The 12,989-nt window shown below is 61.2% G+C and carries 11 protein-coding genes and 1 tRNA gene; 7 read left to right on the forward strand and 5 right to left on the reverse strand.

Features of this window, described 5'->3' with window-relative positions:
• Positions 1-169 precede the first annotated feature (169 nt).
• Positions 170-2,968, reverse strand: coding sequence for a PQQ-dependent sugar dehydrogenase (locus tag K8U03_06850; protein ID MCE9604610.1), 2,799 nt, complete (start codon positions 2,966-2,968; stop codon positions 170-172).
• Positions 2,969-3,304: 336 nt separating this feature from the next.
• Here K8U03_06850 and K8U03_06855 point away from each other — a divergent pair.
• The 7 genes from K8U03_06855 to K8U03_06885 all read left to right on the forward strand — a co-directional run bounded on the left by K8U03_06855 (position 3,305) and on the right by K8U03_06885 (position 8,504).
• A tRNA-Gly gene (locus K8U03_06855) sits at positions 3,305-3,376 on the forward strand.
• 121 nt (positions 3,377-3,497) lie between these two features.
• Positions 3,498-4,754 carry a site-specific integrase gene (locus tag K8U03_06860; protein ID MCE9604611.1) on the forward strand — a complete coding sequence of 419 codons (1,257 nt, stop codon included), beginning with the start codon at positions 3,498-3,500 and terminating at the stop codon, positions 4,752-4,754.
• 180 nt (positions 4,755-4,934) lie between these two features.
• Positions 4,935-5,255, forward strand: coding sequence for a hypothetical protein (locus K8U03_06865; protein ID MCE9604612.1), 321 nt, complete (start codon positions 4,935-4,937; stop codon positions 5,253-5,255).
• A gap of 32 nt (positions 5,256-5,287) precedes the next feature.
• Positions 5,288-5,581: a hypothetical protein gene (locus K8U03_06870; GenBank protein MCE9604613.1), complete on the forward strand. Its 294-nt coding sequence runs from the start codon at positions 5,288-5,290 to the stop codon at positions 5,579-5,581.
• Between the two features lie 37 nt (positions 5,582-5,618).
• The gene (locus tag K8U03_06875; protein ID MCE9604614.1) at positions 5,619-6,053 is read left to right on the forward strand and encodes a site-specific integrase; all 435 of its coding nucleotides are present in this window, start codon (positions 5,619-5,621) and stop codon (positions 6,051-6,053) included.
• Positions 6,054-6,108: 55 nt separating this feature from the next.
• Complete coding sequence (locus K8U03_06880; protein ID MCE9604615.1) at positions 6,109-7,989, forward strand: tyrosine-type recombinase/integrase; 1,881 nt, start codon at positions 6,109-6,111, stop codon at positions 7,987-7,989.
• Between the two features lie 104 nt (positions 7,990-8,093).
• Entirely contained in the window at positions 8,094-8,504 is a 411-nt protein-coding gene (locus K8U03_06885) for a hypothetical protein (GenBank protein MCE9604616.1), read from the forward strand.
• A 9-nt stretch (positions 8,505-8,513) separates the two neighbouring features.
• Here K8U03_06885 and K8U03_06890 read toward each other — a convergent pair whose 3' ends face one another.
• From K8U03_06890 to K8U03_06905, 4 genes are all read right to left on the reverse strand, one after another.
• A complete protein-coding gene (locus K8U03_06890) occupies positions 8,514-10,493 on the reverse strand; it encodes a hypothetical protein (protein MCE9604617.1) in 1,980 nt (659 codons plus the stop codon).
• A gap of 55 nt (positions 10,494-10,548) precedes the next feature.
• On the reverse strand, positions 10,549-11,103 hold the full coding sequence (locus K8U03_06895; protein MCE9604618.1) for a hypothetical protein: 555 nt from the start codon (positions 11,101-11,103) through the stop codon (positions 10,549-10,551).
• 29 nt (positions 11,104-11,132) lie between these two features.
• A complete protein-coding gene (gene dnaB / locus K8U03_06900; GenBank protein MCE9604619.1) occupies positions 11,133-12,509 on the reverse strand; it encodes a replicative DNA helicase in 1,377 nt (458 codons plus the stop codon).
• Positions 12,506-12,989: hypothetical protein (locus K8U03_06905; GenBank protein ID MCE9604620.1), on the reverse strand; the 484-nt coding region annotated here is incomplete at its 5' end. The genes dnaB and K8U03_06905, both read right to left, overlap by 4 nt.

Genomic DNA, 12,989 nt, shown 5'->3' on the forward strand with positions numbered 1-12,989 from the left:
TACGTCAACGTGCGGGCGCGTCGAACGCGCCGCATTATAACGACGCCGTATTGCGCGGCTATGAGCGCCCGCGAAATCGCAAGCGAACCATGGGAGCGGCTTTATTCAAAGCAGCGGCGATGGGTTACGAATGTGAGTTTTGCATTTTGCCTTCTCACTTTTGCATTTCCTATTTACTGCTCGCGAACTTGAAGATGCCCCCGTTGATCGTGACGAAATAAACTTCGCCGTTCTCATCTTCGCCGAACGACGTAATCGGAGCGACGTTGCCGAAGATCGGTCGATTCGCGACAACCTTCTTCGTATCGCGATCGTACTTCAAGGCCCAGACGCGGCCGCTCACGTAGTCGGCATAGAGATAATGTCCGACGAGTTCCGGCACGAGCTTGCCGCGATATACGCTCCCGCCGGTGATCGATTTTCCGAGCTCGTGGTGGTACTCCCAAATCGGCGCGACCAACGGGTCTTTCGGTTCGGCGACCGGCTTGAACGGATGCAACCCTTCGACCAGGCTCCAACCATAGTTGCCGCCGCGAGTGATGAGGTTGATCTCTTCCCACACCCCTTGCCCAACGTCGGCGGCCCAGAAGTCGCCGGTTGCGGGGTCGAACGCCATGCGCCAAGGGTTGCGCATGCCGTAGGTCCAAATCTCGGGCTTCGCCCCTTCGCGGCCGACGAACGGGTTATCTTTCGGCACAGCGTAGGCGAGGCCGGCATGCTTGTGATCGACGTCGATGCGCAAGATCTTCGAGAGATGCGTGCCGAGATTCTGCCCGTTGACGAGCGGATCGCCTCCCGCGCCGCCGCCATCCCCCATGCCGATGTAGAGCATGCCGTCGGGCCCGAAGACGATCGTGCCGCCGTTGTGGTTTGCGAACGGCTGTGCGATTTCGATCACTACTTCTTCCGATTTCGGATCAGCGGCGTTAGGGTTCTTTGGATCGACTTTGAAGCGCGAGATGCGCGAACGGCGCGGTTGTTCGAGCGGAGTGTAGAAGACGAAGAACTCGCCGTTGGTTTTATACTTAGGATGGAAGGCGAGCCCGAGCAGTCCTTCTTCGGCTGCTTTCTCGAATGGCGCGGTTTGGGCGACAAGATCGAGAAACACGGTCGGTTCACTGACGCTTTTCTCGTTCGGAAATACGAAGACTTTCCCGCGCTGGCCGATAACGAAGAGCCGGTTCGTACCGTCGCCGGCATTCGTCAGCGCAATCGGCCGTTCCAAGGTCAACTCCGGGAAGGCATTCTCGATACGGACCGCAGCCGGCGTCGAGTCGACGCTCTCGGCCGTGCATTTCGTCGGCAGCGGAATACCCGTGATCGTGCCGGCCTTCATGTCAGGCACGATGATCCGGCCGTTCTTGACGTCGAGACAAATATCGGCGGCCGAGACGAATTGATTCGAGATGAGGCGCGCTTCTTTTGCATCTTTCGGCAGGACCCAGAGTTCGCCGGTCTTCCACGAACTGATATAAAGATTTCCTTCGGCATCGAGCACGAGCCCATCGCCGCCGGGAAAGCCGGAGGCGATCTTTTCGAGCTTCGGCGCTTCGACGTTCATCGCCGCGCGGAGCAAGTCGCCGGTTTCGAAATCGACGACCCACAGGACTTTCCCCTTCGTGTCGAAGAGGACGCCGTTCGGGCGTTTCACGAGCGGCGAGATCGTCGGGTCGAAGATCGGCGCAGCTCCTTTCAGGAAGCCCGCCTCGAGGATCACTCCGTACACCGCGGCCCCCTTGCCTTTTTCGTCGCCGGAATCGGAGACGACGAAACTTCCTTCCTCGTCGAACGTGATGTCGTTCAAGAAGGTCGGCTTCGGATCGAATTCCTTTTCCTCGAGCGCCACCGAGACGACGCCGGCTTTGTCGATCTTCACGATGCGCGTCTTATCGGTGACGTACAACTCGTCTTTGTAGATCACGATTCCCTTCGGATCGTTGAGCCCCTGGGCGAACACCTTCCCCGGCTTGCCCGGCGGATACGCCATCACGAGGCCGTCGCCGTCTTTGTCGAACTCGCCGATCACGGTGACGTAGAGCGTGTTGTCGGCGGCCGACCAAGCGGCCGATTCCGGATTCTTCAAGTCGCGCACCGTCGGCACCACGACCGTCTCCGGTCCGATCGGCTGCCGGAACACCTTGCCGGCTTTCGTATCGGGCACCAGCAGCGATTTGCCATCCAAAGCCAGCGTGATATCGGCTGCCGAGGTGAATCCTTCGGCGATCAAGACCGGCTTCGAGTTGCCGGGCAGAATGCGAAACACTTTGCCGCCGCGCACATCGCCGATAAACAAATTCCCGGCTCCGTCTTCCACGATCCCATCGGGCCCACCAAGCCCTTCGGCAACCGTTTCAACTTCACCGCTCGGAAACTTAATGCGATAGAGAATGCCGCTCAACACGTCGGCAAGCAGCAGCTTCTTGTCGCGGCCGATGAGCACGCCGTTGGGACGTTTCAAGCCCGCGATCTTCGTCTCATCGACGACGAGCGTCGATTTGCCGTCGCTCGAGATGGCGAAGACCTTTCCTTTTCCCCCCTCTTTCAAGCCGGAATCGGAGACGTAGAGCGTACCTCCTTCGTCGGCCGCGATGTCGTTGAGGAAGAGCGGCTCGACGGGAAACGATTCTTTCGCCGCGAAGACCGTCGCTTTGCCGTCGCGATCGATGGCCCAGACGCGGGTCCTATCTGTGACGAACAGGCGCTCCCGGATCGCGGTGATACCCTTGGGGTCGTCGAAGCCGGTCGCAAAGGGAACCGGCTTGCCGTCGACCACGACCGCGACGATCCCATCGCCGTCTTTATCTCGTTCGCCGATGCAAGAAACATACGTGCGCCCATCCGCGCCGACGACGGCCGACTCAGGATTCACGACCCCTTCGACGACGAGGCTCGCCTTGCCGAGTTCGGCGGCCGAAACATCTCCGACGCCGCAGAAGCCGAGAGCGGCAGCGGCGAAAACGCCGGACATAAGCCGGCCTCGGTAAGAAAGCAGATGGAAAGACATCGACGACGGTCTCCTCGGAGCAGGAAGCGAATGAACGAGAATTCGGTAGCGGTACGGGACGCCCCGACGAATGTGTGCAGAACGACGAAACGAAGAGCGCAGGCAGGGCCGCCGCGCGTTGCAAGACGGAACAATCAAGAGCGAGGCGAGAGAACTTCGGCAGGTCCGCAAATCGCGAGCGACGAACGATCTCGACGACCTCGGCTTTGCGACAGCGATAGTGTCAGTCGCCGGAAATGACGTGTCAAGCAACCGCCGGTTGCGACCGTTCGCCGCCGAGTTATACTGGAAGTGATAAGTGCGGGTGTAACTCAGTGGTAGAGTACAGCGTTCCCAACGCTGCTGTCGTGGGTTCGATCCCCATCACCCGCTCTAGTTGGAAGTTCAGCCGATACGACGACTTAAGTAACCTGCCGATGTTCGGCAGCGCGGCCCGTTTGAAATCGAGTGCGCCGGTACAGTACCGGAATTCGCTTTTTTCGGAGGTCGCCTCGTGTCTAACAACAGGTCCCCTCGGCAGCCCTCGTATCGTCTTCATAAGGGCCGCGGCTTAGCAGTGGTAACCATCCACGGCCGCGATATCTATCTCGGCAAGCACGGCTCACCCGAGAGCAAGCAGGCCTATAAACGGCTGATGCTCGAATGGATCGCCAGCGATGGCGCACCGCCTACGCCGAATTCAGGCGATCTAACGATCGTCGAGCTCACGGCAGCCTACAAGCGTTACGCCAAGCGTTATTACGCTCGCGAAGGGCAATCGACCGTGACCTACGACAAAGTCGTGATGGTCATGCGGTTTCTCGGGAGTTCGCCCTACGGTAAGACGCCCGCGTGTGAATTCGGGCCCCTTGCTCTCAAGGCTTTGCAGCATCAACTGATCGGCGCCGGCAGCAGCCGTCGCTACGTGAACGACCAGATCGATATCATTCGCCGCTGCTTCAAGTGGGCCGTGTCCGAAGAAATGCTCCCGCCTGCGGTCTATCACGCGCTACAGACCGTCTCAGGGCTTAAGCGGGGGCGGACGGCGGCCAAGGACCATGCCGCAGTTCAACCGGTCGCCGATGACGTCGTCGAAGCTACGCTGCCGTTCTTGCCGCCGGTGATCGACGACATGATCCGATTGCTACGGCTGCTTGGCTGCCGGCCCGGTGAGCTGCGCAACATGCGGCCTCGCGAGATCGATCGAACGGGGGACGTCTGGACCTATCACCCTCTACGCCATAAATCCGATCTTAAGGGGCACCAGCGCACCATCTTCGTAGGGCCGAAGGCGCAGGCGATCCTCGCTCCCTATCTACTGCGTGGCGCCGTCGACTACTGTTTCAGTCCGGCCGAAGGGGACGCTCGGCGCCGTGCGCTGTTGCACGAGAAGCGTATTACGCCGATGTCGTGCGGCAATAAGCCGGGCTCGAATCGAAAGCGACATCCGGATTGGAAGCCGGGCGAGCGCTACGGCCGCGGGGCGCTGAATGTCGCAATCGGTCGGGCTTGCGACAAGGCCGACGCCGCGGCCCGTGAGACGGCGCGTAACGAGGCAGCGGCTCGGAATGAGGAGATGCCGCCGGACGTGCGTTACGTGCCGCACTGGTTCCCTTACCAGCTGCGCCACAGTACCGGCACCGACGTTCGTAAGGCCTACGGGCTGGAAGCTGCGCAGGTCATTCTCGGCCACTCCAAGGCCGACGTGACGCAGATCTACGCCGAGCGCGACAGCGGCTTGGCGAAACGGGTCATGTCCGAAGTCGGATAGTTTCCCGCGCTCTCGTTCGTGACATCCCTCGGCATCGCTGCGCGCGGTGCTCGATCGTCGACGGCCGGCTTGGCAGGCGGCCTCGCTTCCTACGCGTCGAGCGGCAGCGCGCCGTTCGTTCGCGCGTGGCTCTCTCTCTTTCCAACCTTCTGCGCAACTTCTCCCTGAACGGAACCACCGATGAATCTTGATCAGCAATTACCAAGTGTCCCCGTCGTCGAATTAGTCCCCGGCCTGCGCTACGTCTTCACCTCGCAAACGCATGGGACGATCGTCGGCACGTTCGCTAAGTGCCTGCGCAGCGGGCGGCTGATGTTCGACTCCGCTGTGCCGCTCCGCATCGATATTCCCTATCAGGCGAAATTGCACGCGCGAGAAATCCTCGACATCGAGCCGTGGCACCAAATGCTCATGCTCATTCCGGACGGCGTCATGTCCGCGACCGATCCGCTATCGATCGACGCCAAGAGATTGCACATCGTGAAGCCCGTCGGCAAGTAACCTCTTTTCCCCTACCTGAAATGAGGTTCGCCATGAATTGCTACGGGTCGCAAATTTACGTTTTCGAGGTTCTTTCCTCGGCGTCGCAACTGCTGCGCATTGCGCGGTTGTTCGACGAGTTCCTCGGCCGGCCGGCGACGTGCGACGACGCCGATCCCCGCACGCTCGCGCTGTTCGTCGAGCACTTGATCGAGATTCAAGAGACCTGCTTTTCCCTCGGGATGGTCGATCTCGCCGTCAATCGTCTGAAGCCGAACTGGCATCGCGCGCCGCTGATGGCCCCTGTCCGTAGCTGTTCCCGTTCGAAGCTCCGGCACATGCCTTAACTATCCGTTACCCACTGACTCAAGAAAGAAGAAACCGATGCGATCTCACATTTGGACCACCGAAGAACTCGCCCGTTTGTACACCGCTTGCGATTCGCTCACCGGACGATTCCGAGACGGCCTGACGAAATCCGCCTATGCCCGCGCGCTGGTAAGAACCGCTTACGAAACCGCCGTGCGGCTCGGCGACGTGGCGCATTGGCGCTTCGAAGACATCGCCCCCGACGGATCGATCACTTGGACCGAGCGAAAGACGTCTAAGGAACGGACGATCGTTCTCAGTCCTGAAACCCTCGCGGCGATCGACACGCTTCGACGTCCCGGCGCCGTGCTGATCTTCGGCGGCGTGCTCGACCGGAGCAACTTCTGCGGCTGGTTTCGGGCGCTGGTGAAGTCGGCCGGGCTCAGCGGTTATTTCGCTCGGATCCGCTCGACGAGGCTTCATGACGTGTTGTCGATGGGTCGCGACTGAATCGATTGCGCCACCGACTTCGCAACTTCCATCGTCTTATTTTCGAGAGAAATCTATGTCCACCGATACCGACCTCGAACCTTTCCCTTTCACCATGTCGGCGACGCTCGCCGACTTCTTCGAGCAATGCTATCTACGTGATCGATCGATTCAGCAAAGCACGGCCAAAGGCTATCGCATTCACATCCGTCGCTTCGACCGTTGGCTCGAACGTCCGTCGACGATCGCCGATCTAACTCAGGAACCTGTGAATGCGTTCCTACGCTTCGTCTGCGACGACAAGAGTCCCGACACCGCTCGCGGGGCTAAGGCGACGCTCCTAACTCTCTGGCGGCATGCCATCGACTTCGAGCCTGCGATCCTCGACCCGCGAGGGATTCTCAAGCTGGAACGACAACGAGCGCTCCAACGGGCCACGCGCTGCTGGGGCCGCGAGCAGATCCAGCGGCTTCTCCAAGAGGCCGAGAGAGAGACCGGGAAGTTCCGCGGCAAGCGGCTCCGGCGGGCCGACTTTTGGCGTGCGTATATTCTGACGGCCTACGATACGGGCCTACGATCGGGAACGCTCTTCCAGCTCCGAGCGGAAGACATCGCAGCGGACGGCCCGCTCATCGTTCGTAATCAGCGGGGGAAAACGTACTCGGTCACGATCTCGGAGGTAACGCGTAAGGCGATCCTCGCCACGAATCCAAGCACGCGCCCGTTCGTGTTTCGCGTCCTCGAACGCCGCCACTTCTATAAGATCTTCAAGCAACTCATCGAAGCGGCGGGTCTCACCGGAACGGGAGAGTATTTACGCCAAACCCCAGGGATGATCGAGAAGGCCTCGCCGGAACCGCTGCATGATGTACTACCGGAATCGCATGCCGTGCATTCGAGCCCGGCGGCCGAACGGCAGGAAACACCCAAGCCGGTTCTCAAGATCAGAAAAGCTCGCTCGTCCGAGACGGGGAAGTGGCGTTCTCTCGCTACGGAACCGGGGAGCCCGCAAAGCCTCTACGAATACTTCGCGAAGGTTTATCGTCCCAGAAAGCTCTTGGGGAAGTCGCCGAGGACTTCGGTCATGTATCTCATGTCGTTCGATCGGTTCGGCGACTACCTGCAACGGACGCCGACGATTGCCGATCTGAACGAAGAAGCGATCTGCGGCTTTCTCGAAGCGAGGTTGGCGAGCGGACTAGCGCATCAGACCGTCGACAAAGAGAGCGACAAGATCGTAGCGCTGTCGAACTATGCGGCACGGAAGCGGCATATCCCCGAATTCCTCGACATTCCGCAGATCAATCCGGCCGAGACGCTGCCGACTTGCTGGCAACGTGAGCAAGTGAGTCAGCTTTTCAGGGCGTGTCGTGAAGCAACCGGGACGTTCGGCGCCGCACCGCGGAGCGTTTGGTGGGGTGCGTTCCACGCTCTCTGCATCGTCACCGGCGAGCGCACGGAAGCGATGTTGTCCCTGCGCTGGGAGTGGCTGCAAGGGTTGACCCTCTCGGTTCCCGCGCAAGTTCGGAAAGGGAAACGCAAGGCGGCACGATATCGCTTGCCGCCGAACGTCGTGGAACAACTGGAAGAACTGCGGCGTTATACCGAGCGAGAAGGGAAAATCTTCGCCGTGCCGTGGAAGGATATTACCTCGTCGTTCTACGGCCATTACACGGCGCTGTTGAAACGCGCGGGGCTGCCCGACTCGCGTCGCTTCAAGCCGCAATGTCTGCGGCGAACCTTCGCGAGTTTCTTGGAAGCCGGCGGCGGGGATGCGACCGAAGCGCTCGGGCACAGTGACCGCAGCGTGACGAGGGAAAGCTATCTCGATACTTCGATCACGCTGGCCGGAAAGGAAGCCGCTTCGGCCATCGTCTGGCGCGAGCTCGGCTTAGCGTCGCGTCCGTTGGCGATCACCTATGCACCGTCGGGCGAATCGAGCCCGGACGTAGCGTAGCGCCGGTCCATGAAACGCAAGACCCTCGGCCGCGGTGGAAAACGGCCGAGGGTCGGACGAGTTGAAGTTGAACTTAGTTAGCACAACCTTTGGAGATTCGAATCATGCGAAGCCTCATCGGCACCGTCGCCGCCCTGTTCCTCGTCGGTTGTACCGAACCACGTTCCCCCGGCGTCACCGTCGATGCCGACGGCTGGAGCTCGACAAGCGGAGGGCCGAAGCCGATGAACTGGAAGCCGTGGCAACCGCCGTCGCAGGAAGAACAAACGATCTCGGCGTTGGAATTCCATATCCTTCAAGCCGAGACGCACGTGATGCATTACGACGCCCGCTTTCAAACCGCCCGCGATCGCGACGACGCAGCCCTGAACCTCGAAATGCGGGAACGTTCCAAGCTGGATCTGGAAAGGCTGCGCGAACAACTGAAGCAATATCGCGCGGCGCTCGTTCCCAAGCCGGCGGCCGCTCCGCACGGTACGCTTCTCACGACCAAGCCGAGCGACCGCTCTATTTAACGCTGATCGTTAGGGGACGAACGACCCGGGCATTCCGAGGACCATACGCGGTTCGTTCCCCGCCGGCTTCTTCGGCGCGAGGAACGCGTCGCGATACGTGCCGTAATCGGTGATCCATTCGGGACGACCATAATGCTGCGCCATGACCCAGCGCACGGCATCCTCGCCGTATTGGTTGCCGAACTTGTTCTTCAAGTAGCGATACATCGTGCCGGGGAGTTCGGGCCCGGTCACGGTGTTCGCGTTCTTCGCGTCTTTCAACATCTTGTCGAGAATCGGCTTCGTGTGAACCTGCCCAAGGTAATAGCGCAGATCGTTTTCGTTGGCGACTTCATCGGTTTGCGGAACGCCGTCTTTGTTCTTGTCGTTCCACGGCACGCGCGGCTTGTGATCTTGCGCGGTCACTTCGAGAAGACGGGAATCGTCCCATCCCGACGCCGGCGCCAAGTCGGGAAAGCTCGGTTGAAAGTTGCCGGCGGCAGCGGCGATCTCGGCGGCGTTCTCGGCGGCGTTCTTGGCGACCGGGAAACGACTGATTTTCCCCGGATCGATGGTAGGGCCGGTGCCGCTGGATTGCTGACTCGGTAGCGATAAGCTGGCCGGCGTGAGAGGCAGGCCCGTTGAAGGTTGCCCCGGGCTCATGGTCCCGCCGTTCATGGTTTCGATCGCTCGAACAATCGCTTGTTGTTCGATTTCGCGAATCTTCCGATCGATCTCCGCTTGTCGCGCCGGCAGCGCAGTCGCCTTCTCTTCTTTCAGGTGAAGTATTTCGCGAGCAGCCCATCCGCCATGTAGGTCGGCAATCGCCTTGCGTCGCTCGAAATCGGCGTTCGCCGTCGCCAGCGCGTTGTTCTGCTTCGCGATGTCACGCTGCGTCGTCGCGGCTGCATGCGTCGCGTACTGCCCCGGGAAGTTCGCCGCGAAACCGGGAGTCGACATAGGATCGACCGATGCCTGTCGCGTCGGTGCCGAAGGGTCACGCATCGCAGGACCGACCATTCCCGACTCGATCATCAATCGGGCTTGCGTCGGCGAGAGCCGTTGGCCGACCGCCGCGTGAGCCCGCACCAACCGTTCCGCCATCGCCTGATTCGTCACGTTCGCGTCGGCCCGGGCGTTCTGTTCCTGCATCTGCCGCCCTTGGTCGTTCACCGCTCGGCCGCGGGCCTTGATGTCGGCCTCTTGCTGTTGGATCCGATCGCGCTGTTCGGTCGGCATGTTCAACCGGCGTTCGAGCGTCGCCGCGGCATCGGCTTCCCGCTTCCGGCGAATCTCGTCGAGCAAGTCGGCGCTCGCCGGCAGCGGCGTCGAAGGAGCCGTCGGCGGACGTTGCGAGGCACGCAAGTTCGTCATCCGCGCGCCGTTCGGGTCGAAGTCGGGCCCGCTGTTCGAGATCGGTTGCCGCATGTCGGCCAAGCGTTGTTCCGTTTCGGCGTCGAGCGGTGCCGCGGTATTCCCGCCCATGAACTGCGGCAACGCGTGCTTGTAGTTCGCGGCCTCGCGTTCGCGACGGGCTTGGTCGCCGAGCATGCCGTCGAGGATGGCATGGTTGCCGGTAAGCGTCGCTGCGGGAATCGGCATGCCGGTGCTGCGCATCAGTTCGAGCGTCGTCAGCGGTCGTTGCCCGGCATCGTTGCGCGGCGCGACGGGCGTGGCCCGGTTCGTCTCGTAGTTCCATTCCATTTTCGGAACCGGCATCCCCGTCGAACGCATCAGCTCGATCGTCGCGTGCCGATCCGATGTTGGAGCGCCGCCGGCCGTGTCCCGACCGGACGATCGGAATGGGGAATCTACCGCGGCCAGTCGTTGCTCATCGTGATCGAAGAGCTCGGCCATGTTGCCGCGGAGGTTGCCCCGGGCGTCGAGCGTGAGTTGCACCGGGTCGTTCTGGTCGACGACCGCTTGGCGGGCGTCACCGTCGAGTTGCGGGCCGTGCAGCGTACCGTACAGAAGTTCGGCGCGGTCGCGCCGTGAGTTTCGGAAGGCCATTGAAAGAATCCTTTTGCAGCAACCTTGGGATGATAACACGAACAATGGAAAAAAGTCACGCGGTTTCGCAAGCCGCTTCGCGCTCCAAGCGATCGAGCGTCTGCGTCACGTGGAACCAGCGCTGCGAAAGAACGCTGATCGCTTGCACGGCGTCGAAGACCGCGACGCCGAGATCGCTGCCTTGCGCATCCATCTGCATTTCGATTCCGGCCTCGAACAACTCGCGACGCTGAGCGTGTTCGATGATCGTTCTAGCCGCCGGCAAGAAATTACTCGTCGTCGTCACGCATGAAATCACCGTCTTCCAGGTCGACGGATGGACGCGCGACAACGGGTCGATAGTCCAACTCGCGGCGATCGCATCCGGATCGACACCGCCCGTCGTGCGGAACACCGTCAGCTCGATCTCGAATAACCGGCGGCAATCCTCGCAGGCGAAGTCGGACGGCAGAAGAATCCCGACGAAGTGTCGCGCGTGTTGTGGGCCTCGCAACATCGCCGACACGAAGGCAAGTTCGGCCGAGCGATCGAAGTCAGGCGCGGTCTCAAGTCGATCGGATTCGGTCAGGGTCACATCCTCGGGCACGGTCTGGTCGTCGATAGGCGGCATCGTAAATCTCCTTGGTCTATAAAAATCGATCACGTGAAAATAAATCCTTGAGATTCGCTGTCTTGATCTTCGCTCTCGTCGATCGAGAGGAACGTAGTCGTTACGCCGTTCCATCGGAGCGGCACGCTTCCGGTTTCGCCGTTGCGCTGCTTGGCGATGACGAGTTCGGCACGGCCGCGCAGGTCCGGATCGTCCGGACGAAACAACTCTTCGCGGTGGACGAAGAGCACGACGTCGGCATCCGCTTCGATCTGCGCCGACTCCCGTAGATGCGACAGCCGTGGCCGATGGTCGGCGGCCTTTTCGACGTCGCGGTTCAATTGCGCGAGGCACACGATCGGCACGCGTAGTTCGCGGGGCAGCGTCTTCAACCGGCGGGAGATCGTCGCGACCTGTTCGTGCCGCGGCGACCGGCGGTCTGCGGGCTCGATCATCTGCAAGTAGTCGATCACGATGAGCGCAAGTTTCCCTTGCCGCTTGACGCGTCGCGCTGCCGCAGCGATGTCGGCCATCGAACGTTGGGGCGCGTCGTCGAACGTGATCGGCAGCGGCGCCAAGTCCGCTTGCGCTTCGATGATAGCGCGGCGATTGTCGACGTTCTTGGAGCCGCGACGAATCACGCCGAGGGGCACGCCCGAACGTGACGACAGCAGCCGTTCCCCGAGCTCGCGTCGTGTCATTTCGAGCGAGACGAAGAGCACGTGCGCCCCTTCGCTTGCCACATGGTCGGCGAGATTCAGAGCCCAAGAAGTCTTACCGACACCGGGCCGAGCGGCGACGATGATCAACTCGCCGGCTCGCAAGCCGCCGAGATACCGATCGACCATCGGCCAGCCGGAATCGAGACCCGTCGGCACGCCGTTGTCGCTTCGCTCGGCGAACGCTTCGACCGCTGCGGTTACGGCTTCCGACGTCGTGACGAGTTCGGATGCCGAACGTCCTTCGGCAACTTCGGCGAGAGCATCCTGCGCACGAGCCAGCAATTCGCGACTGTCGCCGTCTTCGTCGTAAGCGGCTCTCTGCACATCGCTCGTGATTTCGATCACGCGCCGCGCGATAGCCTTCTCGCGAACGATCTCGGCGTACCACACGGCATTGGCGGCCGTCGGTTGGCTCTCGGCGATCTCCATCAGGTACGACACGCCGCCGATCGCTTCGAGGTCTCTTGATGATTTCAGGTTCTCGACCAGCAACGTGATGTCGATGAACTTATTCCGGTCGTTGAGGCCTTTGATCGCAGCGAAGATTATCTTGTGCGACGGCGGGTAAAAGTGCTCGGCCTTGACCGTCAGCACGACGTCGTCGATCACACGCGGATCGAGCATCATCGAGCCGAGCAGCCCCTTCTCGGCTTCGAGCGAGCGAGGCAACACTCGATCCTTGGTCGTTGAGGTGGAAGTGCTCATCGGGCCTCCCGTCGATCGTCGTCGCGAAGTTCGAACACGGTTCCGGCCAAGAGCCGGCTCGCGATCCGATCGTCGTAGATTCCCTCGATGTCGTGCGGGGCGACGTTCGAGATTGCGATCATCGCTCGATTCGCGTGCTGCTCCCTGACGTCGCAGGCCATCTTGAGCGTCGCATAGTGCAGGTCGCCGCTCTTCAATCGCGTGCCGATTTCGTCGATCACGATGAGCTCCTTTTCGGCGAGCCGTCGCAATTCCGAATCGACCTCGTCGCTACGCTGCACGACGAAGCTCGCCAGCCGATCGAGTTCCCAGAAGGCGGCCGTCGCCGCGATGTCGCAGAGCGCGAGCGCCGCGCAGGTTTTGCCGCCACCGGCGCCACCCCACAAGAACAACGGCCAGCGAGCGGTGCCGCCGGCAAGACACTCGAACACTTGAAGCAGATCATGGCTCACCAGTCGCAAGGAGCGGTTGATATGAGGC

It is taken from the genome of Planctomycetia bacterium (assembly GCA_021413845.1).
Lineage (GTDB): Bacteria > Planctomycetota > Planctomycetia > Pirellulales > PNKZ01 > PNKZ01.